Annotated in this window: 24 protein-coding genes and 1 tRNA gene; 8 read left to right on the top strand and 17 right to left on the bottom strand. The window is 70.2% G+C overall.

The features are described from left to right. The first annotated feature begins 108 nt into the window (after nucleotides 1-108). Nucleotides 109-744, top strand: coding sequence for a hypothetical protein (locus OG417_RS48260; RefSeq protein ID WP_329244695.1), 636 nt, complete (start codon nucleotides 109-111; stop codon nucleotides 742-744). Nucleotides 745-916: 172 nt separating this feature from the next. Here OG417_RS48260 and OG417_RS48255 read toward each other — a convergent pair whose 3' ends face one another. Continuing rightward, nucleotides 917-1,168: a hypothetical protein gene (locus OG417_RS48255; protein WP_329244692.1), complete on the bottom strand. Its 252-nt coding sequence runs from the start codon at nucleotides 1,166-1,168 to the stop codon at nucleotides 917-919. A gap of 24 nt (nucleotides 1,169-1,192) precedes the next feature. Between OG417_RS48255 and OG417_RS48250 the strand changes: the two genes are divergently transcribed. After that, nucleotides 1,193-1,468: a hypothetical protein gene (locus OG417_RS48250; protein ID WP_329244690.1), complete on the top strand. Its 276-nt coding sequence runs from the start codon at nucleotides 1,193-1,195 to the stop codon at nucleotides 1,466-1,468. After that, complete coding sequence (locus OG417_RS48245) at nucleotides 1,465-1,854, top strand: LuxR C-terminal-related transcriptional regulator (protein WP_329244687.1); 390 nt, start codon at nucleotides 1,465-1,467, stop codon at nucleotides 1,852-1,854. The genes OG417_RS48250 and OG417_RS48245 overlap by 4 nt, the downstream gene beginning before the upstream one ends. Nucleotides 1,855-1,870: 16 nt before the next feature. On the opposite strand, the gene OG417_RS48240 is transcribed toward OG417_RS48245, so the two are convergent. Further along, complete coding sequence (locus tag OG417_RS48240; RefSeq protein WP_329244685.1) at nucleotides 1,871-2,962, bottom strand: winged helix DNA-binding domain-containing protein; 1,092 nt, start codon at nucleotides 2,960-2,962, stop codon at nucleotides 1,871-1,873. A 318-nt stretch (nucleotides 2,963-3,280) separates the two neighbouring features. On the opposite strand from OG417_RS48240, the gene OG417_RS48230 reads away from it, so the two are divergent. After that, a complete protein-coding gene (locus OG417_RS48230; protein ID WP_329244682.1) occupies nucleotides 3,281-4,252 on the top strand; it encodes a helix-turn-helix transcriptional regulator in 972 nt (323 codons plus the stop codon). A 4-nt stretch (nucleotides 4,253-4,256) separates the two neighbouring features. Here OG417_RS48230 and OG417_RS48225 read toward each other — a convergent pair whose 3' ends face one another. The 7 genes from OG417_RS48225 to OG417_RS48195 form a co-directional block, all read right to left on the bottom strand. After that, on the bottom strand, nucleotides 4,257-5,729 hold the full coding sequence (locus tag OG417_RS48225) for a mannitol dehydrogenase family protein (RefSeq protein ID WP_329244679.1): 1,473 nt from the start codon (nucleotides 5,727-5,729) through the stop codon (nucleotides 4,257-4,259). Then, on the bottom strand, nucleotides 5,726-6,727 hold the full coding sequence (locus tag OG417_RS48220) for a carbohydrate kinase family protein (protein WP_329244676.1): 1,002 nt from the start codon (nucleotides 6,725-6,727) through the stop codon (nucleotides 5,726-5,728). Before OG417_RS48220 ends, OG417_RS48225 begins: the two co-directional genes overlap by 4 nt. After that, complete coding sequence (locus OG417_RS48215) at nucleotides 6,724-7,722, bottom strand: alpha/beta hydrolase (protein ID WP_329244673.1); 999 nt, start codon at nucleotides 7,720-7,722, stop codon at nucleotides 6,724-6,726. Before OG417_RS48215 ends, OG417_RS48220 begins: the two co-directional genes overlap by 4 nt. Before the next feature lie 78 nt (nucleotides 7,723-7,800). Then, nucleotides 7,801-8,826 (bottom strand): ABC transporter permease, encoded by a 1,026-nt coding sequence (locus OG417_RS48210; RefSeq protein ID WP_329244670.1) that lies wholly within the window; start codon nucleotides 8,824-8,826, stop codon nucleotides 7,801-7,803. Continuing rightward, a complete protein-coding gene (locus OG417_RS48205; RefSeq protein WP_329244667.1) occupies nucleotides 8,823-9,587 on the bottom strand; it encodes an ATP-binding cassette domain-containing protein in 765 nt (254 codons plus the stop codon). The genes OG417_RS48210 and OG417_RS48205 overlap by 4 nt, the downstream gene beginning before the upstream one ends. A gap of 10 nt (nucleotides 9,588-9,597) precedes the next feature. Further along, on the bottom strand, nucleotides 9,598-10,590 hold the full coding sequence (locus tag OG417_RS48200; RefSeq protein ID WP_329244664.1) for a sugar ABC transporter substrate-binding protein: 993 nt from the start codon (nucleotides 10,588-10,590) through the stop codon (nucleotides 9,598-9,600). A gap of 143 nt (nucleotides 10,591-10,733) precedes the next feature. Beyond that, nucleotides 10,734-11,672, bottom strand: a complete 939-nt coding sequence (locus OG417_RS48195) for an alpha/beta hydrolase (RefSeq protein ID WP_329244661.1) — start codon at nucleotides 11,670-11,672, stop codon at nucleotides 10,734-10,736. 174 nt (nucleotides 11,673-11,846) lie between these two features. Here OG417_RS48195 and OG417_RS48190 point away from each other — a divergent pair, with 174 nt between their 5' ends. Then, the gene (locus OG417_RS48190) at nucleotides 11,847-12,989 is read left to right on the top strand and encodes a PucR family transcriptional regulator (protein WP_329244657.1); all 1,143 of its coding nucleotides are present in this window, start codon (nucleotides 11,847-11,849) and stop codon (nucleotides 12,987-12,989) included. Here the strand turns inward: OG417_RS48190 and OG417_RS48185 are convergent. The 3 genes from OG417_RS48185 to OG417_RS48175 form a co-directional block, all read right to left on the bottom strand. Continuing rightward, entirely contained in the window at nucleotides 12,977-13,915 is a 939-nt protein-coding gene (locus tag OG417_RS48185; RefSeq protein WP_329244654.1) for an acyl-ACP desaturase, read from the bottom strand. The genes OG417_RS48190 and OG417_RS48185 overlap by 13 nt on opposite strands. 171 nt (nucleotides 13,916-14,086) lie before the next feature. Then, complete coding sequence (locus OG417_RS48180) at nucleotides 14,087-15,337, bottom strand: hypothetical protein (RefSeq protein ID WP_329244652.1); 1,251 nt, start codon at nucleotides 15,335-15,337, stop codon at nucleotides 14,087-14,089. Beyond that, nucleotides 15,315-15,935 (bottom strand): mycothiol-dependent nitroreductase Rv2466c family protein, encoded by a 621-nt coding sequence (locus OG417_RS48175; RefSeq protein WP_329244649.1) that lies wholly within the window; start codon nucleotides 15,933-15,935, stop codon nucleotides 15,315-15,317. Before OG417_RS48175 ends, OG417_RS48180 begins: the two co-directional genes overlap by 23 nt. Before the next feature lie 39 nt (nucleotides 15,936-15,974). On the opposite strand from OG417_RS48175, the gene OG417_RS48170 reads away from it, so the two are divergent. After that, nucleotides 15,975-16,508, top strand: coding sequence for a MarR family winged helix-turn-helix transcriptional regulator (locus tag OG417_RS48170; RefSeq protein ID WP_329244646.1), 534 nt, complete (start codon nucleotides 15,975-15,977; stop codon nucleotides 16,506-16,508). 224 nt (nucleotides 16,509-16,732) lie between these two features. On the opposite strand, the gene OG417_RS54705 is transcribed toward OG417_RS48170, so the two are convergent. The 3 genes from OG417_RS54705 to OG417_RS48160 form a co-directional block, all read right to left on the bottom strand. Further along, nucleotides 16,733-17,098, bottom strand: a complete 366-nt coding sequence (locus OG417_RS54705; protein WP_442875624.1) for an IS3 family transposase — start codon at nucleotides 17,096-17,098, stop codon at nucleotides 16,733-16,735. 184 nt (nucleotides 17,099-17,282) lie between these two features. Further along, a tRNA-Lys gene (locus tag OG417_RS48165) sits at nucleotides 17,283-17,358 on the bottom strand. A gap of 280 nt (nucleotides 17,359-17,638) precedes the next feature. Then, nucleotides 17,639-18,790 carry an acyl-CoA dehydrogenase family protein gene (locus OG417_RS48160; protein WP_329244643.1) on the bottom strand — a complete coding sequence of 384 codons (1,152 nt, stop codon included), beginning with the start codon at nucleotides 18,788-18,790 and terminating at the stop codon, nucleotides 17,639-17,641. Nucleotides 18,791-18,834: 44 nt separating this feature from the next. Between OG417_RS48160 and OG417_RS48155 the strand changes: the two genes are divergently transcribed. Both OG417_RS48155 and OG417_RS48150 read left to right on the top strand, forming a co-directional pair. After that, the gene (locus tag OG417_RS48155) at nucleotides 18,835-19,896 is read left to right on the top strand and encodes a protein-L-isoaspartate O-methyltransferase family protein (RefSeq protein ID WP_329244639.1); all 1,062 of its coding nucleotides are present in this window, start codon (nucleotides 18,835-18,837) and stop codon (nucleotides 19,894-19,896) included. Between the two features lie 71 nt (nucleotides 19,897-19,967). Further along, nucleotides 19,968-20,246 (top strand): PspC domain-containing protein, encoded by a 279-nt coding sequence (locus OG417_RS48150; RefSeq protein WP_329244636.1) that lies wholly within the window; start codon nucleotides 19,968-19,970, stop codon nucleotides 20,244-20,246. On the opposite strand, the gene OG417_RS48145 is transcribed toward OG417_RS48150, so the two are convergent. After that, a complete protein-coding gene (locus tag OG417_RS48145; protein ID WP_329244633.1) occupies nucleotides 20,243-21,511 on the bottom strand; it encodes an MFS transporter in 1,269 nt (422 codons plus the stop codon). The two genes, OG417_RS48150 and OG417_RS48145, sit on opposite strands and share 4 nt — an antisense overlap. 108 nt (nucleotides 21,512-21,619) lie before the next feature. Continuing rightward, nucleotides 21,620-21,967: a metallopeptidase family protein gene (locus OG417_RS48140; protein WP_329244630.1), complete on the bottom strand. Its 348-nt coding sequence runs from the start codon at nucleotides 21,965-21,967 to the stop codon at nucleotides 21,620-21,622. Between the last annotated feature and the right edge of the window lie 38 nt (nucleotides 21,968-22,005).

The following is a 22,005-nucleotide window of genomic DNA, read 5'->3' as shown; positions in this document are numbered from 1 at the left end:
GCACTCCGGCGGGCCTTCCACCACATAGACGCGGATCTCGTCGGCGAGCCCCGGCCCCAGGGTCTCGGCGACACGGCGGGCGGCCTGCAGCTCACCGACCAGGAGCAGATGGAGCACCGCCTCTCTGGCGTGCGCCTCCGCCTCGTCGAGCGCGGGCCGGCGGCGGCCGAGTTCCTCGGCGCGCCAGCGCAGCGCGAGCAGCCGCGACGCGTCGCCGATCACGGCCCGTGTCGCCGAGGAGAACGGCTCGGGCCGCGCGACGACGAGCACCGCGTCCCGTGTCCGCTCACCGATCGCCTGAATGTGGACCACCTCGGTGCGGATGTCCGCGGCGGCGGCGCGGGCCTCGCCGTTCACCACGCGCTCGATGTCGGCCGAGGCCTGCTCGATGACGTCCTCCGGCAGCCCGGGGAACGCGTGCCGCGGCACGCCGGCCCGGTCGAGCAGGACCGCCCGACCCGACACGCGCCGCGCCAGCCGGCGCAGGAGGCGTTCGAGGCCGTCCGGACGCGTCACCGCTCGCTGCATCTCCCGGAGGTCGGCGGCGTCGCGTGGGGCGTGCTCCCGCTCCTCCCGGATGAGCCCCATGACCTGCGCCCACACCTGGTGCGGTTCGCCCGCCGCAACGAGCACCGGAGTGCGGTGCCCGCCCGCCGAGGCGGCCTCGGCTCCGGGGAGACCGTCCTCGCCCGGACCGGCGGCGAGGACGACACCTCCGGCGGGCACGCCGTTCAGCCGTCGTAAGGTGCGTGCTGAGCGTGGGCATCGGAACACCTCGCCTCGGTCCTCACTGAAGTCGCCGGGATCTGGGATAAGAGCCGGATCATGGTAGTTCCTGCCGTGCGAACGAATGGCGGGTTCGGGCCATTCGGGCGGGTGTTCACCAGCGGCACCCGCGCCCACGCGCGGGCCGCGGTCACCGGCCCCCGGAGTGCTTCAGGCCGTAGGCGTCGTACACGGTCTGGGTCACCGTGTCACCGGCGGCGTCGGCCGCCTGCACGCGCAGCGAGACGGCGCCCGTCGCGGTCGCCGGATGCCGTACGAACGCCTCGAACGCGCCGTCGCCCCTGGCCTTGGCCGCGGCGGGGGACCAGTGTCCGCCGTGGTCATAGCTCCCCCTGGCCTTGGCCGCGGCGGGGGACCAGTGTCCGCCGTGGTCATAGCTCACCCACAGCCGCAACCCACCCCGATCGTGGAGATCGTCAGTGGCCAGGAGGCAATACGCGAACGCGCCACCGCGCTGGAGTCCAACCTGACGACCGAGAAGCTCGCCTTCGACCTGCCCCCGTACGTGGTCGACCTTCTCACCTATCCGGAGGTGGAGGCGGAGAAGCCCAGCCTGGAGCGCCGCGTGCGGCGCCGGGTCATCTACTCCCGGCACGCGTTGGACATCGGCGACCGCTTCAGCCGCGTCGCCGCCCTGGTCGAGCTCGGCGAGGAGGCGCGGATGCTTGGGAGCTCCCGATGAAGCTGGCCATCTTCGACCGCCACACCGCGATCCTCCCGCTGTCCTCCGACACCGACGCCAGCCAGACGAGCGTCATCGTGCGCCGCTCCGCGCTGCTCGACGCGTTGATCATGTTCTTCGAGCTCATGTGGCAGCGCGCCACACCGATCGGCGACGGCGTCAGGCTCGAGCCCGGCGACCGGGCGGACGACCTCTCCGTCATCGTCGCGATGCTCGCCGCGGGGCTGACCGACCAGGCGATCATGCGCCAGCTCGACATCAGCACCCGTACGATGCGCCGGCGCATGGCCTCCGTCTACCAGCGGCTGAACGCCGGCACTCGGTTCCAGGCCGGTTACAACGCCGCGCTGGTCGCCGCCGCCTCCGACTCCGGCACGCCGCCGTGACGGCGGGCCCTTCGATCTAACCGCGGCCGATCTCCACGTGCGCGATGCCCTCGTCCAGGAAGACGGCGAGGTCGTGGGCTTCTTCGCCGACGGCTTCTCGCTCCGCGGCGGTGAAGGGCCGCAGCGGCGTGACGTGAAGCCGCTGGTCGCGCACGGCCCAGGTGGCGGCGACACGGCCGTCGACGAGCACGACGCGTTCGCCCGCGACGGACAGACCGCGGTGGGCGTCGTCGATGATGCGGCCGCGGTCGTGGTAGCCGAGGATCGCGTTGTCGAAGGCTGGGAGGAACCGGACAGGGGCGGGCGTGTCCGGGGACGGGCGCGGTGCGTCGGGCAGGTCGAGGAGTTCGCGTCCGCGTTCGTCCCGGAAGGTGACGAGCTGCTCGCGGATGGCCGTGACGGCGGCGGGAAGGCCGGCGAGACCGCACCAGGCGCGGAGGTCCGCGGTCGCCGCGGGCCCGTAGGCGGCGAGGTAACGCCGTACCAGTCGCTGCCCGACCGGATCCCCCGCCTCGGCGGAGAGCGGGGCGATCTCACGCCCGATCCAGGTGGCCAGGGGCAGATTCCGTACGCCGGCCCTCGTGTGCCACAACCCGCGCGGCGGGAGCTGGGCCATCGGGATGAGGGCCGCGACGAGGAGCTCGCCCAGGGCGCGGCGCGGCGGCCCGGGCCAGCGGTCTCCGAGTGCCTGGACGAGGTCGGCCATGGTGCGCGGCCGGTGGTCGGCCATGACCGCCCGGCCGGCCGCGGCGACCTCCTCCAGGTCGATTCCGGCGAGTTCGCGCCGGTAGGTGGCCGTGACCCGCTGACGCAGCATGGCGTCGTGGCGGGCCCGCCAGGCCAGTGCGTCGTCGGCGGTGACCAGGTGGACGGTGCGGCGCATCAGGTGCGTGCGGACGACCGTACGGTCCGTCAGCGCCCCGTCCAGCTCCTCGGGCTTGAAGGCGCGCAGCCTGGACCACAGGCCGATGAAGGGTTCCTGCGGTTCCTGCGCCTGCATGCCGCACAGGTGCGCCACGGCGTCGCGGACCGGCACGTCCGCGCGCTCGGGCAGGTACTGGCGGGCGAGGGTCGCGCGGCCCCGGGCGTCCGCGCCGAGGACGGTCATGGCTGCTCGTCCATCGCCTGGTGGATCATGCGACGTCGAGGACCCAGGTCACGCCGAAGCGACGACGCGTCCGCCGAAGACGGACGGGTAGAAGTCCAGCGCGTCACGCGCGGCACCCCGGAAGTTCAGGTGGGCGGTGGTGGTGACGGACATGTCTCTGCTCCTGGCTCTCGTGTTCGACGAAGGTGTGCCGCTGCCACGACAGAGCCTACGGGCGCGGCGACCCGTGGCCGGAGCGATGCCCCTCGGTGGCTCTGGTGGTTACCGTTCCAGGAGTAGCGGACAGGTCGTGTCCTGTACCGGCGCAGAATCGTGAGCGTGCAGAAAACGTCCGCGCGGCTGCTCGCGCTGCTCTCGCTGCTTCAGACGCGGCGTGACTGGTCCGGTGAGGACCTCGCCGAGCGGCTCGACGTCACCCCGCGGACCGTCCGCCGCGACGTCGATCGCCTGCGGGAACTCGGGTACCCGATCACGGCTTTCAAGGGGCCCTCCGGTGGTTATCGGCTGGACGCCGGCTCGCAGCTGCCCCCGCTGCTGTTCGACGACGGCCAGGCCGTCGCCCTGGCCGTCGCACTCCAGACCGCGGCCACCGACACCACGATCGGCGAAGACGCCACCCGGGCCCTGTCCACCGTCCGGCAGGTCATGCCGCCCCGTCTGCGTCACCGCATCGACCTGCTCCGGGTCACCGCCGTCCAGCCACCGGCGAACGACGACGCCTCACCGGGCGACACGCGGCTGCTCATGGAGCTGAGCAACGCCATCCACGCCCGAGTGGAGCTTCGCTTCGACTACGACCAGGGCCGGCCCGCCGCCGAGCGACCTCGCAGAACGCAGCCCCACCACCTGGTCACCTGGCAGGGCCGCTGGTACCTCATCGCCTGGGACCTCGACCGCGACGACTGGCGCACCTTCCGCGCCGACCGCGTACGCCCCCGCACACCCACCGGCCCGCGCTTCACCCCGCGCGAGCTCCCCGGAGGCGACGTGTCCGCCTTCGTCACCGGCCGCTTCCGCGGCACCGACGGCACCACCACCGACTGGCCCTGCCGCGGCGAAGTCGTCCTCAACCTCCCCGCCACGGCCGTGGCCCCCTTCGCCCGGGACGGGATCGTCGAAGAACTCGGCCCCGGCCACTGCCGGCTCACCCTCGGCTCCTGGTCATGGACCGGCCTGGCCGCCGCGATCGGCCGCTTCGACACCGACATGGAGGTCATCGGTCCGCCGCAGCTGACCACCGCGTTCGCGCGCCTCGCCGAGCGCTACGCCAACGCCGCACGGCACTCCTGAGGCGTCACAGGCGGCCCTCCCACTGCTCGACGGTGGCTCGGGCGCCGACGCTGTGCAGACTGTCGAGGGCCTTGATGTAAGGCTCGACGAAGGCGGGCTGATGACGGAGGTCGCCGAACAGGGTCTCGCCCTCGAGGAAGGCCAGGGGGTCGGTGCGTTGGCGAGCCGCGCGGTTCGTCAGGTCGGTTCGACGCCGGTCGACCACGTCGATCCGCTCGCCCCGTTCGTCGACTCCTTGCGCGTACGTGGCCCAGCCCGCGACCACCAGGGCGGACCGCCGGACGTCCTCGCCGGCCGCCAGGCGGGCATGGACGAGGGGCAGGAGGAACTTGGGGATGCGGTCGGAGGCGTCGGCGCACAGCCGGGCCAGGGTGTCGCTGATCTCCGGGTTGGAGAAGCGTTCGATGAGCTGCGTCTTGTACGCGGGCAGGTCGACGCCGGGCACCGGCTCGAGCGTCGGGGTCGCCTCCTCCTCCATGTAGGCGCGGACGAACCGGACGAACGAGGGGTCGCGGCAGACCTCGTGCGCGAATCGGTACCCGGCCAGGTAACCGAGGTGGCAGAGCGCCTGGTGACCGGCGTTGAGGAGGCGAAGCTTCATCAGCTCGTACGGCTCGACGTCATCGACGAACTGAACGCCGACGCGCTCGAGCGCAGGCCGGCCGGAAGGGAAGCGGTCTTCGACGACCCACTGGCAGAACGGCTCACACACCACGGGCCAGGAGTCCTCGACGCCGAACTCCTCGAGAAGCCGCCGCCGGTCGAGGTGGGAGGTGACCGGGGTGATGCGGTCGACCATCGAACTGGGGAAGCCGACCTCCCGGTTGATCCACTCGCCCAGACGTTCGTCCTTGAGGCCGGCGAAGGCGCTGAGCGTCCGCTGCGCGACCCGGCCGTTCTGGGGGAGGTTGTCGCACGACATGACGGTGAACGGCTCGATGCCGGCGGCCCGGCGCCGTGCGAGGGCCTCGGTCAGGAAGCCGAACGTCGAGGTCGGCCGCGCGCCGTCGCGCACTTCGGCGAGAACGGCCGCATCGGCTTCGAACTCGCCCGTGCTCTGGTTCAGGTGGTAGCCACCCTCGGTGATCGTCAACGAGACGATCCGGGTGGCGGGGTCGGTGAGGGCCGTGAGCACCGCTTCGGGGTCATCCGGCGCGAACAGGTAATCGACCATCGACCCGATGACCCGGGGGCGGGGAGGCCGGTCCGCCTCCTTCTCCACCAGCGTGTAAAGGGTGGACTGTTCACGCAGCGCGTCACGCATCGGCTCGTCCTCGGGACGAACGCCCACCCCGACGATGGCGAACCCGCCGGCGCCGGACTCACGGAACAGGGCATCGAGATACATCGCCTGGTGCGCGCGGTGGAATCCTCCCACCCCGAGGTGGACGATCCCGGCGCGTAGCTTCGACCGGTCGTAGCCGGGCACGGGGACACGCGCCGCGATGGCGGACAGGTTGGCGGGGGTGAGCTTCATCTGGTCTCCAGAGCCGTTGAGGCCGGCCGGCCGGGGTGGGGGACTGCGGGCCGAAGCTGTGACAGACGCGGCGGGTCCGCCCCGCGCCGTGTCACCGTGACCCCGGCGGTCAGGGCGGCGAACGCACCGATGGACCGCAAGGTGTCGTCGGGAAGCCCGCCGGGCCCGCGCAGCGTGTTCGCGAGATCCAACTCGAGGATCTTGTAGAGCAGGCCGGCCATGTAGGCGTCACCGGCACCGATCGTGTCCACCACGCGCGCGGGGACCGCGGGAACACGAACCCGGTGACCGCCGGAGGCCAGCAGGGAGCCGTCGGCCCCGGCGGTCAGCCCGACGAGTGACACGCCGAGTCCCAGCAGCTTCCCGACCAGTTCCCCGGGGGAGACGCCGGGGTAGAGCCAGGACGCGTCCTCATCGCTGAGCTTCACGATGTCGGCATGCGCGCAGAGGTCCTCGAAGAGCCTGCGGACCTCTGGCCGCGGCGGCAGCAGCGAGGGCCGGATGTTCGGGTCGATGCTCACCACGGCCCCGCGCGGTCGTGCGGCTGCCAGGATCTGCCTTACGCGGCCGGCGCCGGGCTCCAGGAAGAGCGCCAGCGAGCCGGCGTGCAGGAGGCCGGCCTCGGCGACCGGAACGTCCGCGCGCAGGTTCCACGTGAAATCCAGGTCGTAGGCCGCCGAGCCGTCGGCCGCCAGCTTCGCGGTGGCCACGGGTGTGCCGGCTCCGGCCGGTCCCGCCGACACGACCTCCGCGCCTGCGTCGTGGAGGTGAACGAGGATCTGATCCCCGTGGCCGTCCGACCCGAGCGCCGTCACGAACTGGACGGGCACCGTGAGCCGTCCGAGCGCGACGGCGACGTTGAGGGAAGATCCACCAGGCGTCACCGACCTCGTCCCGGCCGGATCGGCGACCACGTCCATGACCGACTCACCGATCACGACGATGGCCGGCGGCCGCCGTGTCGTCTCATCGCCGGCTCTCAACGGAATCGGCGTCATGCCGTGGCGTCCTCGCTGGGCGCCAGGCCGAGCCGCCGCTTCCGGGCCGAGGTCCCGAAGTGCAGATCGAGTGCGGCGAGAGCGTCGTTGAGCGCGTCGAGAGCGGCAGGGACCCGGCCGGCCATGTCGACGAAGCCGTGCACGAGAGCCGGAAACGACAGATAGGTCGTCGCGACGTCCGCCTCGACGAGCCGGCGCGCGTAAGCCATTCCTTCGTCGTGAAGGGGGTCGAAACCCGCCGTGACCAGAACGGTGGGAGGCATTCCGGCGAGATCCGTCAGCGCCGCCGGCGTGGCCCGAGGGTCGGATGCGTGCTCGGGATCGCTGAGATAGCAGGACCAGTAGTAGGCCATGTCGGCCTTGGTGAGGATGTAGCCCTCCGCCATCCGGCTCATCGAATCGCTCGCCATCGACGGGTCCAACGCCGGATAGAGGAGCAACTGGGCGTCGACCCGTATGTCGCGCCGATGCCGGCTTTCGGCGGCAAGCGCTCCCACGAGATTCGCTCCGGCGCTGTCCCCGATGGCCGCGATCCGGGCATCAGGATGCTTCTTCCCCAGTTCGGCGAGCACGGCGGCGCAATCGTCGTACGCGGCCGGAAAGGCGTTCTCCGGTGCGAGCCGGTAGTCGGCGGAGACCACCCGCGCGCGAAGCCGGCGGGCGGCGCTTCGTGCCAGGAAATCCGCGCTGTCCAGGTCACCGACGACCCAGCCTCCTCCGTGCACGTAGAGCACCACCCGGTCCGGCATCATGATCGACTCTTCGGTGTCATAGATCCGGATGGGGACGGCGCGTGCACCGTCGAGCACCTGCTCGTCGCGGACGGACGCCACCTCGGGGGCCGTTCGATCACCGCCGAGAATCGCGCGCAGGACCGCGAACCAGGACCGGGCCTGTTCCGGCGTGAGGTCGTTGAGGCCCTCGGCGCCGGGCTCACCGAGCGCGTCCAGCTCGGAGATCACATGACGGACGGCAGGGTCCAGGGATTGATGCATGAAGGAACCACTTTCACTACCGCGGGCGGGCAGGCGTGCCGGCGCGCATCAGCGCCGGCCGGAGGACACGAGGCGAAATCAGCGCTTGAGAGAGAACATCCGTCCTCGTCGTACGCTGTCGGCGGCAACGGCGAAGACCAGGATCCCGCCGATGATCATGTTGGAATAGAGGGCGTCGATTCCCGCCACCGCGAGTGCGTTGTCGATCTCGGCGAACAGGATCGCGCCGAGAGCGGTGCCGGTGATCGTCCCGATGCCGCCGAACAGGCTCGTGCCGCCGATGAGTACGGCACTGATCGCCGTCAGGGTCACCGACGCTCCGCCGGCGCTGACCTGCCCGCTGCCGGTGCGAGCGGCGTAGACGATGCCCGCGAACGCCGCGAGGGCACCGGCTCCGACATAGAGCCAGGCGTCAAGGCGCCGGACCGGAATGCCGTTCTCGGTGGCCGCCAGCCGGTTGCCTCCCAGGGACCGCACGTTGTATCCGAAGCGGGTGCGTTCAAGGACGAGGTGATAGGCGATGCCCACCAGGATCCCCGCGAGGATGACGTTCGGTACGCCGAGGGTCGAGCCGGTGCCCAGCGAGTTGAACTGCGTCGGAAGCGGCGCGATGTCGATGCCGTGGGTGAAGAGGATGACCACCCCGCTCATGAAGTAGAAGGTGCCGAGCGTGGTGATGATCGGTGGCACCCGGAGGCGGTCGATGGTGACCGCGTTCAACCCGCCGATCACCGCGCCGACCGCGATGCCGAGGACTATCGCCAGCGGCCAGATGATGCCGTGGGTCATGAAGTACGCCGCCGAGACCCCGCCGAGCGTGAAGACCGAGCCCACCGAGAAGTCGAAGCCTCCGCCGATGGTCACGAGAGTGAGCGGACACGCAACGATGAAGGTCACGACCGCGGCGCGGATGACCTGGAGGAGGTTGTCCGACGCGCCGAAGGAGGAGTTGCGCAGCGTGGCGAGCACGCCGACCAGGATCAGGACGCCGATCAGGGTCAGCTCCTGCCGGGCCAGCAGCCGCCGGCCGAGGCTCAGCTTGGTGATCGGCGTGTCGGTGGTTCCCGGGGCCATCGTCTTGGACGCCCCGCCGCTGACGGTCATGCCGCGGTCCCTTGGCGGGCACCGGTGATGTATCCGATGACTTCGTCGCGGCTCGTCGCCCCGGCGTCGAGGTGAGCGACGGTGCGGCCGAGGCGCATCACCGTGATGTCGTCGCAGTAGTTGAAGACGAAGTCCAGGTCGTGGCAGATGATGATGATGGCCTTTCCCTTGGCCTTCAGCCGATCGATGATGTCGCCGACGTGACCTCGCTCCTGGATCCCGAGCGCCGCGGTGGGCTCGTCCAGCAGCACGATCCTGCTCTCCTCCAGGCGCACCGCACGCGAGATGGCGATGATCTGGCGTTGCCCGCCGGACAGCATCCCGACGGGCGTCCGAACCGAGCCCACCCGTACGTTGAGATCCGCGAGCACCCGCGTCGCGTCGCGTTCCATCCGCTTGCGGTCGACGAAGAACCTCTTCTTCGGGATGTCGCCCAGGTGCAGATTCGTCGCCACGTCCAGGCACTCGACGAGCGCGAGGTCCTGGTAGACGGTGGCGATGCCGTGACCGCGCGCGTCGGCCGGGCTGTCGAAGGTGACGGGCGTACCGGCGACCCGGAGTTCACCGCTGTCCGGCTTGTGCAGGCCGGAGAGGATCTTCAGCATGGTCGACTTGCCGGCTCCGTTGTCGCCGACGATTCCGTGCACGCGCCCGGCGGACACCTGAAGGTCGGCCTCGTGCAAGGCCTGTACGTGGCCGAAGTTCTTACTCGCGCCTGTCAGCGTCAGCGCGTCGGCCTGCGCCGTGCCGTCGTTGGTCACCGAAGGCTCCTTACTGTAGGTCACCGCTCTTGGTGAGAGAGTCGACGGTCGACGCGGTGGCGAATTCGATCGGCGTCGGAATGTTCGACGGGACCGTTTCGCCCTTTGACAGCTTGATCAGCGCATCGACGGGCGCCTTGCCGATCGCGCACATGTTCTGCAACAGCAGGGAGTACACGATTCCCGCCTTCATGCCTTCCACCGAACCGCTGTAGATGCTGTTCGTGGTGAGAAAGACCTTGCCTACCCGGCCCTTCTGCTTGATGGCCGCGATGATCCCGGGGGTGTCGGCGCCCTCATTGGTGACGAAGTGGTTGAGCTCGGGGTGTGCGTTCATCAGTGCCGTGGCCAGGTCGGTCGTCTTGGTGACGTCCCCGCCGTCGTACCGCGTGTCGACGATCTTGATGTTGCCGTACTGCTTCGCGGCTTGTTCGAACGCGTTGACGAAGGTCGCGTCCGGCCCGGTCGGGCCCTGGGTGAGGAACGCGACGTTCTGCTGCCCAGGCTTGGCCGCGACGGTCTTGGCGGCGAGCTGACCGAACTGCTCGAAGGACGTGCCCGCGTTGATGTCCTGGTTCTTGGTCTGACCGCCCTCGACGGTCGCGACATAGGCACCGGCCGAACGGGCCTGCGCGAAGATCGGGTCGAACTGCTCGGCGCTGGCCGGGAAGGTCACCAGCGCATCGACCTTGCTGGAAATGCCTTGCTGAAGCCGGTCGAGCATCAGCTTGCTGTCCATGTTGTTGCCGTTGGGACCGGCCTGGGAGAAGCTGATCCCGTTTTTCTCCGCCTCGGCCTTGATGCACTGCCCGATCGTCTTCCAGGCAGGGTAATTAGGCAGGGGATTCACGAAGAGCATGGACTTGAGCGGCCTGGCCTTCGACGTCGCAGACGATTTGGCGGCGGCAGGACCGGTGGCGTTGCTACACGCGGTGACACTGGCGGAAAACGTGGTGATGATCGCGGCACTGAGAGCGTAACGCACGTATCGTCGGGCGTGCATGCGCAGGATCCTTCCGGAGGCGCCCGTCTCGCCGGGAGATCGGACGCTCGTTTACGGTGACGTAAACGCTAGGTTTCGCTCCGGCGCCATGTCTACGGACGAGTGGCTGACGTTCGCGCGGATTCTTCCGCCAATCGGCTAAGTCAGGAGAACGCGGCCCGCAGCGCCTCGACCTGGTCGCGGATCGCGGCCCGGCCCAGCCGGGTCGTGTGAAACGAGTCGAAGGAATGAAACCCGCGGGCGTACTGCCGCAGGTCGACGGGAACCTCGGCGCGCATGAGCCGCTGCGCGTGTTCGAGGGCCTCGTCTCGCAAGGGGTCGTGGCCGGCGGTGCACAGGTAGGTGGGGGGTGAGAGCGAGACGTCGGGCTCGTGAGCGGGCGAGCTGTGGGCCGGGTAGGACTTCCGGCCCGGCCTCCACTGCGGTCCCAGGTACAGACGCCACATGTCGCGCAGCGTGTTATGCGTCAGAACAGGGGTGTCGGAGTAGTGCCGCGCGGTGTGCGTCGTGAGACCGGCGTCGAGAACCGGGAACAGCAGCATCTGCAGCACCAGCGCCGGGCGGCCGTCTCCGCTGGAACGGATCGCGGTTCCGCTGGCCAGGGCGCCTCCGGCGCTCAGCCCGCCGACGGCGACGCGACCGTTGTCGACGCCGAGCTCGTCCGCCCGGTCGCGCAGCTGGACCAGGGCCGTGAGGCAGTCATCGAGCCCCGCCGGAAAAGGGTTCTCCGGTGCGAGACGGTAGTCCACCGCGAACACGACGCACTCGGCTTCGGCCGCGTAGATCTCGCATCGGGTGTCCTCGGTGTTCAGGTCTCCGGTGACGAAGCTGCCGCCGTGGATGAACAGCAGCATGGGGAGCGGGCCACGCCGTCGCGTCCTGGGACGGTAACCGCGGACGGCCAGGTGGGTACCGTCGGGTCGCGGGACGACCGCGTCAGTGGTCTCCACATCGTGGCGGCGATCGGACAAGCGCATGTTCGCGACCAGCGCCGCCTCGGTCGCCCGGGCCTGCGCCACCTCGGCGATGTTGATCCGGGGCATCAGGACCTGCATCGCGGCGAGCTCGGGATCGAGCATCATCCGGCCGCCTCGCCGAGAGGAATCCGCCCCGCCTCGACTGCCCGGAGCGGACGGTGCGGTCGACATGCGTCGCATCATGGCACACCGCGGCCGGCCCGTTGGCCGCCGTGCCACGGTCGGCTCGTTCCGCCAGATGGCTAGTAACCGAGGAGGACGCCGAGTACAGTTCGAGCGGTGCGCGGCTTGTTGAACCGATTGTCGAGCATCGACTCCAGCGCCGAGCGTGGACTGCAGGTCATCGAGTTCTTCGATCAGCTGCTCTCGCATCGGGCCGACGCGGAGGCGGTCGCACGGGCCACGGCGGTCCTGTCCGAGACGACGGCCGGCGTCATCTTCGACGAGGTCGGCGAGGTCCACGTCGTCGATTCGGCCGGGCGGACACTCGACACGTCGGGGCCGGGGCCGAACGTCCTCATCAGCGACGTCATCGTCGACAACGACCCCGTCGGGCGCGTCTGGCTTGAACGCCGGGACGAGGCGGACGGTCACGAATGGGATGAGCTGATCACAGCGCGGTTCGCGCTCACGATGGCGGCGTTGTACTCGCGCTCCTACGGCGACGACACCCAGGTCGGCCTCACCAACCCGGAGCTCCTTCACACGCTGCTGAGCGGTCACGCGGGCGAGGCCGAGACGGCCCGGGCGGCGCGTCTGCTCGGCTTCCGCGTGGGACAGCCGGTTCGCGTCCTCGCGGTACATGCCGAGGCCAGGGTCGAACGCATCTTGCCCGCCTTCCGGGCCGCCGTTGCCGGCGCGACGACGGGCCGCACCGTGGCGGCTCCGATGACGAACGACCTCGCCGTGCTCATCGCGGCGGGCACCGTCCCTCGCACTCCGATGCCCCAGGGCATCGCGGTCTGTGTCGGCCCCGAGGTGGCGATCGAGCAATGCGGGCGGTCCTGGTCACAGGCCCGGCGAGGAATCCGGTTCGCGGCCCTTCGCGCCGACCCGTCCGATTGGATCCTCGCCGAGGACCTGGGCTGCGTCATCGCGCTGGCCGATCTCGATCCTCAGGCGATCATGTCACTGCCCGATGTCCGCGCGGTCGGCGAACTCGCCGAATCCCGGTCCGGGCGTACCGATATGAAGATTCTCGATCAACTGGGGCGGCAGGGCTCGTTGCGTGAGGTGGCCGCCGTGCTGCACATGCATCACAGCAGCGTGGCCTATCGCGTCGACCGGATCTCCGATCTGCTCGGTTTCGACGTGCGCTCCAGCGATGGTCGCTATCGCGGACGGACAGCACTCCTGCTGTGGCACCTGCACGCCGCACCGCGCACAGCGGAGCCGTCTCCGGAATCGCTTCAGCGGCGCTGAGCGGCTCGCTGGGCGCGGCGTTCGACGAATCGGTTCGCCGCCGCGTCGAGTCCTTGGAGGAACTCCGCGAGTTCGTCGCGTGCGCGGTTCCCGTCGTCGCGCAGGTCGTCGAGTTCGAAGATGCGCCATTGACGCAGGATGGGGGTGAGGACGTCGTCGAGGTGGACACGCAGGTCGTAGATGCCGGCGCCGGCGATCGCGACGGACTTTCGCAGGAAGCCGTCGATGGTGTGACCGGGCATCTGGAAGCCGGTCACGACATCGGTGATGGCGCGCATCGTCTGATTCGGGGCGAGTTCGAGGGCCGCCGCGAGCGTGTTGCGGTAGAAGAGCATGTGGAGGTTCTCGTCGGCTGCCACCCGCGCCAGCATCCGTTCGCACACCGGGTCGCCTGAGAGGCTGCCGGTGTTGCGGTGGGCGATGCGGGTCGCCAGTTCCTGGAAGGCGACGTAGGCGAGCCCGTGGAGCGTCTCGGTGCCGTGGTCGGCCTGGTAGCCGCCCTGCATGTGGCTCATTCGCGCTCGTTCGAGGGCGATGGGGTCCACGGCGCGGGTGACGGTGAGGTAGTCGCGGATGACGATGCCGTGGCGGTTCTCCTCGGCCGTCCAGCGGTCGACCCAGGTGCCCCAGGCGCCGTCGCGTCCGAAGATGGTGGAGATCTCGCGGTGGTAGCCGGGGAGGTTGTCCTCGGTGAGCAGGTTGACCACCAGGGCCTCTCGCGCGGCCGGGGACACCGTGGAGTGTTCCGGGCTCCACGCCTCGCCGTCCATCGGGCCGTCGAAGTCGCGGCCGCGGCTCCAGGGCACGTACTGGTGGGGGAACCATTCCCTGGCCATGGACAGGTGACGGTCGAGCTCGGCCGCGACGACCGGCTCGAGTTCCATCAGCAGGTCTTCGGCCGACCTCGGCTCGGACGTCAGCGCCATACGGGCCTCTCCCTCGATGTACGTCAGATGCGCCAGAGCATCGCGATGACCTGGAACCCGGACATATGCGTCCGGCGTCACCTGCGATCACGGTGCGTGACAGAGGCGTCGTACCCACGCTTCGCGCCGGGCAGCCGCCCAGGGCCACTCAGAATCCTTTGAGGCGCTGGTTCAGTCGCCGAGTACGGCGCGGTACCGGGGGTCGGACGGGCTCGGAGCAGGACGTGTCGTGGTCACGGTCGCCATCGCGATCCCACCGGCGAGAAACAAGCCGGCCGGGACGATCCAGCCGAGCTCGAAGCCGGCCAGCGGGGCCAGCAGGGCCGGCCCCGCGCTCCGGGCCATCGGGATGGCCGCCCCGTAGGTCGCCTGCCAGGCGGCCGTGCCGCTGGTGGGCGCGAGCCGGTACCCGAGATCCCACGCACCGGCGGCGAAGCGGACCTCGCCGAGGACCTGGGTCACGACGCCCGCCCCCAGTCCGAGGACGATCAGCGCGGGCGCGAGACGGTGCCCCAGCAGAGTCGTCCACAGCAGGGCGGACGACGTCGCGAGCAGGGCCGCGCCCGTGAGCAGAGCGTGCCGGGTTCGCGCGGCGGTCGTGACCCCGATGGCGGCCCGGCGCTGCATCGCCATGACGCCCAGCGTGTTGGCGAGGAAGCACGCGGAGATGGCCCACGCCGGGACTCCCGGTGCGTTGGTGATCATCAGCGGCAACGCGACGCTCAGCATGGGCATGTACAGGTAGAGCGCGGATGCGGCGATGGTCGCGACCAGCTGGGGCATCGTCGTACGGCCGGTCTCGCCCGGCACGGGGCGGTCGGCCGACGCCGTGGGAGCCGACGCGGAGATCCGGATCCCTCTCGCGATGAGCAGACTTGTGACCAGGTAGAGCAGCGCGTCGCCGGCCACGACGACGCGCAGGGCCCAGATCTCGCCGAGGCCCAGCGCCAGACCACCCACGGCCGCGCCCACGGCCACCGCCCCGTTGCCGATGGACTGCAGCCTGGCCCGCTCGGTGACGGCGGCCGCCGGGTCCGCCGCGGCCTGGACGAGTGCGGCGCGCAGCCCACCCCAGGCGCTCTGGCCGCCGGCGTACACGAGCAACGCGCCGGCGACGAGGATCGGTTCGCTGCCGAGCGCCAGGCCGAGCAGCCCGGCCATGCAGCAGCCGAGGGTCGCGGCGCTGATCGCGACGAGGCCGTGACGGTCGGCGAGGCGGCCGATGCGGCGCGAGAGCAGCGCACCGGCTCCCCAGCAGATGGCGAGCAGGATCCCGACCCGAACGGGGCTCCAGCCGAGTCTGACCAGATAGGCCGCTGACGTGACGTAGAAGGCGCCGTCGCCGGCCTGAGCGAGAGCATGCGCCTGGCCGAGGCGGCGCAGCCGCGTCCGACCGGCGTCAGCTGGTCTGCAGCCGCTCATCGCGAGTTCCCTTGATCTCGCTGAACGACGGTGTGGTCGCGAGAGTCGCCACCGCCTGCCACAGCCGGACCGCGGCGTCCCCGCGCGGTACGGCGGTGAGCACCGGGCCGAAGAATCCGCGGTCCGCGATGTGCAGAATCGGGGTGCCGCCGTCGTCGGTCAGGGGTGCCGTGGCCGCCTTGGTGCGGTTTCGCAGGTCCGCATCCCAGGATGAGTCCTCGGCCGCATGGGCCAACTCGGCCGGGACGCCGAGTTCGTCCAGCGTCAGTGCGATGTTCCGCGCGTCGTCGCGAAGACCTTCGACGTGGCGTCGCCGTCCGAACACCTCATAGAAGTCGGTCCACAGGTCCGCGTGAGGTGAGGCCAGCAGGGCGGCCGCGACTCGGGCGGGTCGCCACGCCCGCTCGTTGTAGTCCCGGTACCACGCGTCGAGCTCGCGCCCTTCGTTCACCACGGACAGGCTCATCAACTCCCGGCGTACCGCCAGATCGCTCTGCGTCTCGACCTCCGCGAGCCAGCTGCTGGTGATCCACGCGAACGGACAGGTCGGATCGAGGTAGGCCGTGACGGTGGTGGGGGCGACGTAGGTAGTTTCCATGGAAACTATTTTAGTTGACGTGGAAAGTATGCTGTCAAGGTGGAAGAACGAACCGCCCTGGACCAATCCGCGAACGGCGACGCGGTGCGCTCGATCGTCGACGCGTGGCGTTCGCGGCTGCCGGACCTCGACCCTTCGCCGTTGCTGATCTTGGGACGCATCCAGCGCCTGGCCGCGGTGTGCGATCCGATCCTCCGGCCGCCGTTCGCCGCCGCGGGGCTGGCGCCCGGTGACTTCGACGTGCTCGCCGCACTGCGCCGGAGCGCGCCGCCCCACGCGCTGTCGAACGGCGACCTCGCCCGCGCGACGCTGGTCACGCCCGGCGGGGTGACCAAACGGATCGACCGGCTCGCCGCCGCGGGGCTGGTGACGCGAACCCGTGACCCGGCAGACGCTCGTGGACGCGTCGTGGCCCTGACCAAGGCCGGCCGGCAACTCGCCGACAAGCTCATCCGCGTGCACATGGCGAACGAGTCGGCCATCCTCGAGGCGCTCAACGGCGACGAACAACAGCTGCTCGCGTCCCTGCTCGGCAAGCTGCTCGCGTCCGTCGAAGCCGACCAAGGCTCCTAGCGGTCAGAGCCTGACGGCGGGGAAGGCTGCGTCGAGGACCGCGTCAGCGCCGCGATCACCGCCCGATCGGCCCACGGAAGGTCGGCTCCGACGTGGAAAAAGGCGTTCGAAGACCTCACCCGGGACCGTCTGAAGAACAACGGTCGGTCAGGCCGCTACACGGCCCGGCCAACCTCATCAAAGATTGAAATAGGCGGGGACTGGCGTCGTAAATCCGCGTTGGCTCAGCTGCGCGCCGAGGAGGGCGACTGGAGTGCTCCACGACGGAAAAACAATACAGCCGGGCCAGGGTGATCGTGTCGGCGTGAAAGAAATCGCAGGCCAGAATCCCGGACGCCTGAGCACCGCAAGAATTCGCCCCAGCTCGGTCCGGATCGTCGCGGAGCGGGATCGATGCCGGCCTTGTGCAAGATCCTCCAGACCGTGGCAGCACCCACCTTCCAGCCCAGGCTGGCCAGCTCTCCGGCGATTCGTCTGTAGCCCCAGGTCGGATTCTCGGCCGCCAGGCGCAGCACCAGCGCGTGGATCGTTGGTTTGGTCGGTGGGCGCTGCGGGTGCCGAAAATTACGTCCGTGCAGGTCATGCAGCATGTTGGTACTCATGGAGGACGCTGCCGAGCCGGTCTCGTCGGCGGATGTCAAGCTGATCGAGTCGGCAAACCTGCAGGTCACAGGCCGTGGATAGGGTTTTCGGCACCCACAGCACCCGCGGCCCCGAAACGATCACTACAAGATCCACGGAACCGGAGAAACCGCAGGTCAGCGGCCAGGGGAGTGGTAGGGCGCCCGGGGCTCGAACCCGGAACCTATGGATTAAAAGTCCACAGCTCTGCCAATTGAGCTAACGCCCCGCTGGTAACGAGCGTACCGGAGGGGACGGCCTCGCGTGATCCTCACCATGGGCGATCGGCCCCGGCGATCCGCCGCCCGTACGGGGCCGATCGCGCCTCGGGCGAGCGAGCGCGCGACCGGGTCGTGCGTATCGTTGCTGGACACGCGGGACGCGGACAAGATTCTCGCCGAACCCCGGCCCGACGGAGTGCCTTGGGCGCGGGCCGCAAGATTCTCCTGAGCGCCTGGCCTCCCGCAAGGCCGTTCGCGCCCGCCGGGAAGGTCTGGCAGCGCGGTCCGTCAGCGGTATGCGGAAACGCCGGTGATCGCCTCGCCCAGCACCAGCGTGTGGATCTCTTCCGTGCCCTCGTACGTGAGCACCGACTCCAGGTTCGTCATGTGCCGGATCACCGGGTACTCCAGCGTGACGCCGTTCGCGCCCAGCACCGTACGGGCCGAGCGTGCGACGTCCAGTGCCGCCCGTACGTTCGCGAGCTTGCCGAACGACACCTGCTGCGGCGTGACCTCGCCCGCCTCCTTGAGCCGCCCGACGTGCAGCGCGACCAGCCCCGCCTGGCCCAGCGCGATCTCCATCGCGGCCAGCTTCTGCTGCGTGAGCTGGAACGCCGCGATCGGCTTGCCGAACTGCTCGCGGCTGCCCGCGTACTCCACGGCCGCCTCGTAGCACGCGCGTCCCGCGCCGATCGCTCCCCAGATGATCCCGTACCGGGCCTCGGACAGGCAGCTCAGCGGCCCGCGCAGCCCGCGCACCTCCGGCAGCATCGCCGACGACGGCACCCGTACGTCCGACAGCGACAGCTCCGAGGTCACCGACGCGCGCAGCGACAGCTTCTTGTGGATGTCGCGCGCCGAGAACCCGCGGGTGTCCCGCGGTACGAGGAACCCGCGGATGCCGTCGTCGGTGCGCGCCCAGACGACGGCGACGTCGGCCACCGAGCCGTTGGTGATCCACAGCTTCGAGCCGTTCAGCACCCAGTCCGAGCCCTCGCGCTTGGCGTGCGTGCGCATGTTCGCCGGGTCCGAGCCGTGGTCGGGCTCGGTCAGGCCGAAGCAGCCGATCGCCTCGCCGGCGGCCATCCGCGGCAGCCACTCGCGCTTCTGCTCCTCCGAGCCGAACTTGTGGATCGCCGACATCGCCAGCGAACCCTGCACCGACACGAAGCTGCGCAGCCCCGAGTCGGCCGCCTCCAGCTCACGGCAGGCGACGCCGTACGCGACCGCGCCGGCGCCCGGGCAGTCGTACCCGGACAGGTGCATGCCGAGGAGACCCAGGGACCCCAGCTCGGGCGCGAGCTCGCGCGCCGGGAAGGTGCCGGCCTCGAACCAGTCCGCCACGTGCGGCGCGATGCGTTCGGCGGCGAATCGGCGGGCCGTGTCGCGGACCAGTCGTTCTTCGTCGGTCAGCCGGTCGTCGACGCGCAGCAGATCCATCAAGACCTCCCAGGGGGTTCGACCCTCAGCGTACGTTGGGATCCATGGCCCCCCGCGATCTGGTACGCCTCCTGACCGAAAAGGGCGTGCTCGGCGACGGGCGGGTGGCCGAGGCGATGACGGCCGTACCCCGCGAGCTCTTCGTACCCGAGAGCCTGCGCGCCGAGGCGTACGACGACAAGGTCCTGATCACCAAGCGGGACGGCGCCGGCGTGGCGATCAGCTCGGCCAGCCAGCCGGCGGTGGTCGCGATCATGCTGGAGCAGCTGCGGGTCGACCCTGGGCACTCGGTGCTCGAGATCGGCGCCGGCACCGGGTACAACGCGGCGCTGCTCGGCCGGCTCGCCGCCCGGGTGATCACCATCGAGATCGACGACGACCTCGCGGCGGCCGCGCGCGCACGCCTGTCCGGCGTGGCGAACGTCGAGGTCCGCACCGGCGACGGCTGGGCGGGCGCGCCGGACCACGCGCCGTACGACCGGATCGAGCTGACCATCGGCACGTCGGACATCTCCGTGGCCTGGCGCGACCAGCTCGCCGACGGCGGCCTGCTCGTGCTCCCGCTGTGGCTGCGCGTCGGCGTGCAGTTGTCGGTGGCGTTCCGCCGCGACGGCGACGTGCTGCGCGGCGAGAGCGTGTACGACTGCGGATTCCAGCGGCTGCGCGGGCCGCACAGCGGCCCTGAGGGGTTCGTGGCGGTCGGCGGGGGAGAGTTCCTGATCCTCGACGACGCGGCGCACGCCGCGCCGCTGCGCGAGCTGCTGCGCCAGACGCCGCGAGAGGAGCGGGCGCCGGTGATCGAACCGGCGGTGTTCGCCCGGATCGCGCTCACCGAGCCCCGCACGCTCGCGCTGTCCGACCTCTCCGGCGGGCTGAGGCCCGGCCTGTACGACACGCGGAGCGTGGTGGTGATCGACGGCGAGCGCATGCTGACGTACGGCTCGCCGTCCGCCCGCGACCGCCTGATCTACGGCCTGGGCGCGGCACGGCCGCTGGACCGCTCACGGCTGCGCGTGACGGCCGCGTTCGGGGACTCTCCGGCCCCGTCTCAGGGTTGGCGGTTCGTCCGGAGGTCGTGCGTCATCGATGTGGCCGAGGGGCCATAGGGGCTCTCTCAGGGACGGATCAGGGCAAGCCCCCATGGCGAAGGGGGTACGGACCCGGGCACGATCGAGGCATGAACGACGACATGACGCACGAACCCAGCGACACGACCGGCCCCCGCCGCCTCACCCGCACCCGCGACGGACGCATGATCACCGGCGTCTGCTCCGGCGCCGCGGCCTACTTCAACGTCGACCCCACCCTCGTACGGATCGGCGCGGCGGTGGTGACCATCCTCACCAGCGGCGCGGGCATCCTGCTGTACGCCGCCGCGGTGCTGCTCATCCCCGAGGAGGGCAAGGACGTCTCCATCGCCCAGGAGCTCATCAACAAGCAGACCAGTCGTAACTAGGCGGCGGCGCTGATCGCGCGGTCGTGGGTCGAGGCGATCACCTCGGTGCGCACCTGGGTCCACGACATGGCCAGCATCGTCGCCACCGTCAGGCCCGCCACGCCGGCGAGGGCGACGACCGGCTCCGGCCCGAGCACCTGGGCCAGCGCGCCGCCCGACAGGATGCCGATGCCCTGGCTGGCCAGGATGCCCGACTGGGCCAAGCCGAACGCCTGCCCCCGTCCGGACGGGGGCACGGCCGCCACGAAGGCGGCGTTGGCCGCCACCTGGTAGGCGCAGCCCACGCCGGACAGCGCCCACAGCGCGACGACCGCCCACAGCGGCGGGCGCAGCCCCGAACCCACCAGCGGCGCGCAGGCGAGCATCGCCATCCAGCCCATCATGCGCAGCCGGTTGTCGGGCCGGACGAACCGGCTGTACGCGAACGCGCCGATCACCATGCCCGTCGGCGTCGCCGACATGAGCAGCCCCACGATGAACGGGCTGTCGCCGAACGTTTTGGCGTACGGCGCGGCCAGCCCCTCCGGCAGCACGTAGAAGCCGCAGAGCCACGCGAAGCACACGAGCGGCCGGAGCGTGCGGTCGCCGAGCACCAGGCGGCCACCGCGGCGTGTGATCTGCCACAGCGACTCGCGGGTCTTGGCGTCGCGTAGCGGCGCCGGCCGCCGCCGTACGCCGGTCATGACGATGAGCGCGGACAGCACGAACGTCACCGCGTCGACCCCCAGCGCCTGGTGCGTGCCGACGACGAAGATCACCGCACTGCCCGCGAGGAAGCCCAGCATCTGCGTCAGCTGGTGGGTGATGTTGTTGATCGCCGAGCCCACGACGTACATGTCGCCGGGCAGCACCTCCGACAGCAGCGCGGCCCGCGCCGCCGTGAACGGCGTGCCCAGCAGCACGCTGAAGAAGATCAGCGCGCACAGGGCCGCGAACGGCAACGGCCGAACCGCCATCAGCGCGAGGATGCCGGCCCGCGCGAGGTCACAGACGATCATGACCCGGCGCCGGGGGAGCAGGTCGGCCAGGATCGAAAGCACGGGGCCGCCCAGGATCGGCGGCAGGTAGGTCAGGGCGTACGCGACGGCGGTCTTCAGCGGCGAGTGGGTGTTGTTGTAGACGAGCACGGCGAGAGCGACCTGGGCGAACTGGTCGCCGATGTACGAAAGGGCCTGGGCCAGCCAGAGGGAACGGAACTCGCCGACACCGAACACGTCGCCATAAGTGGCCTGCCGATCCAACGGCCGTCGATGTCGTCCACCCACGCGCGCTCCCCTGTCATCGCTGTCCGTGACCGGGCGGTCCCAGGGGATTATCTCACGCTGCGTCGCTGAGGTGTGACCCATTGTGTGCGAACGTGTGTATGGGAAAGATCACCATCCGAGTTCGTGGAGCCGTTCGTCGCCGATGCCGAAATGGTGAGCGATCTCATGCACGACGGTCACCCGCACCTCTCGTACGAGGTCGGCACGGGTCTCGCAGACGGCCAGCAGCGGACGCCGGAAGATCGTTATCCGGTCGGGCAGGAAGCCGGCGTAAGTGCCTCCGCGCTCGGTCAGCGGCACGCCCTCGTACAGGCCGAGCAGCACGCCTGCCTGCGGCGGAGGGTCGTCCTCGACCATGATCACGACGTTTTTCATGAGCCGGGTGAGCCCTGGCGGGATGGTGTCCAGCGCTTCGCCGACCAGTTCCTCGAACTCCTCGCGACTGACGTCGATCACATTGCCATTGTGCGTGGAGAGTGGCAGAAGCGAGCATA

The sequence above is a fragment of the Actinoallomurus sp. NBC_01490 genome (genome assembly GCF_036227085.1).
Taxonomy (GTDB): Bacteria; Actinomycetota; Actinomycetes; order Streptosporangiales; family Streptosporangiaceae; genus Actinoallomurus; species Actinoallomurus oryzae.
This window is presented reverse-complemented; position numbering and strand designations above follow the sequence as displayed.

Excerpts from the sequence above, each read along its gene's own strand:
- OG417_RS48150 (WP_329244636.1), top strand. The coding sequence starts at position 19,968 with ATGAACGACGACATGACGCACGAACCCAGCGACACGACCGGCCCCCGC.
- OG417_RS48215 (WP_329244673.1), bottom strand. The coding sequence starts at position 7,722 with ATGCATCAATCCCTGGACCCTGCCGTCCGTCATGTGATCTCCGAGCTG.
- OG417_RS48175 (WP_329244649.1), bottom strand. The coding sequence starts at position 15,935 with ATGGAAACTACCTACGTCGCCCCCACCACCGTCACGGCCTACCTCGAT.
- OG417_RS48180 (WP_329244652.1), bottom strand. The coding sequence starts at position 15,337 with ATGAGCGGCTGCAGACCAGCTGACGCCGGTCGGACGCGGCTGCGCCGC.
- OG417_RS48240 (WP_329244685.1), bottom strand. The coding sequence starts at position 2,962 with ATGACCGTCCTCGGCGCGGACGCCCGGGGCCGCGCGACCCTCGCCCGC.
- OG417_RS48245 (WP_329244687.1), top strand. The coding sequence starts at position 1,465 with ATGAAGCTGGCCATCTTCGACCGCCACACCGCGATCCTCCCGCTGTCC.
- OG417_RS48195 (WP_329244661.1), bottom strand. The coding sequence starts at position 11,672 with ATGATGCTCGATCCCGAGCTCGCCGCGATGCAGGTCCTGATGCCCCGG.
- OG417_RS48185 (WP_329244654.1), bottom strand. The coding sequence starts at position 13,915 with ATGGCGCTGACGTCCGAGCCGAGGTCGGCCGAAGACCTGCTGATGGAA.
- OG417_RS48155 (WP_329244639.1), top strand. The coding sequence starts at position 18,835 with ATGGCCCCCCGCGATCTGGTACGCCTCCTGACCGAAAAGGGCGTGCTC.
- OG417_RS48260 (WP_329244695.1), top strand. The coding sequence starts at position 109 with ATGGAGCACCGCCTCTCTGGCGTGCGCCTCCGCCTCGTCGAGCGCGGG.
- OG417_RS48225 (WP_329244679.1), bottom strand. The coding sequence starts at position 5,729 with ATGAAGCTCACCCCCGCCAACCTGTCCGCCATCGCGGCGCGTGTCCCC.
- OG417_RS54705 (WP_442875624.1), bottom strand. The coding sequence starts at position 17,098 with ATGCTGCATGACCTGCACGGACGTAATTTTCGGCACCCGCAGCGCCCA.
- OG417_RS48160 (WP_329244643.1), bottom strand. The coding sequence starts at position 18,790 with ATGGATCTGCTGCGCGTCGACGACCGGCTGACCGACGAAGAACGACTG.
- OG417_RS48220 (WP_329244676.1), bottom strand. The coding sequence starts at position 6,727 with ATGACGCCGATTCCGTTGAGAGCCGGCGATGAGACGACACGGCGGCCG.
- OG417_RS48200 (WP_329244664.1), bottom strand. The coding sequence starts at position 10,590 with ATGCACGCCCGACGATACGTGCGTTACGCTCTCAGTGCCGCGATCATC.
- OG417_RS48210 (WP_329244670.1), bottom strand. The coding sequence starts at position 8,826 with ATGACCGTCAGCGGCGGGGCGTCCAAGACGATGGCCCCGGGAACCACC.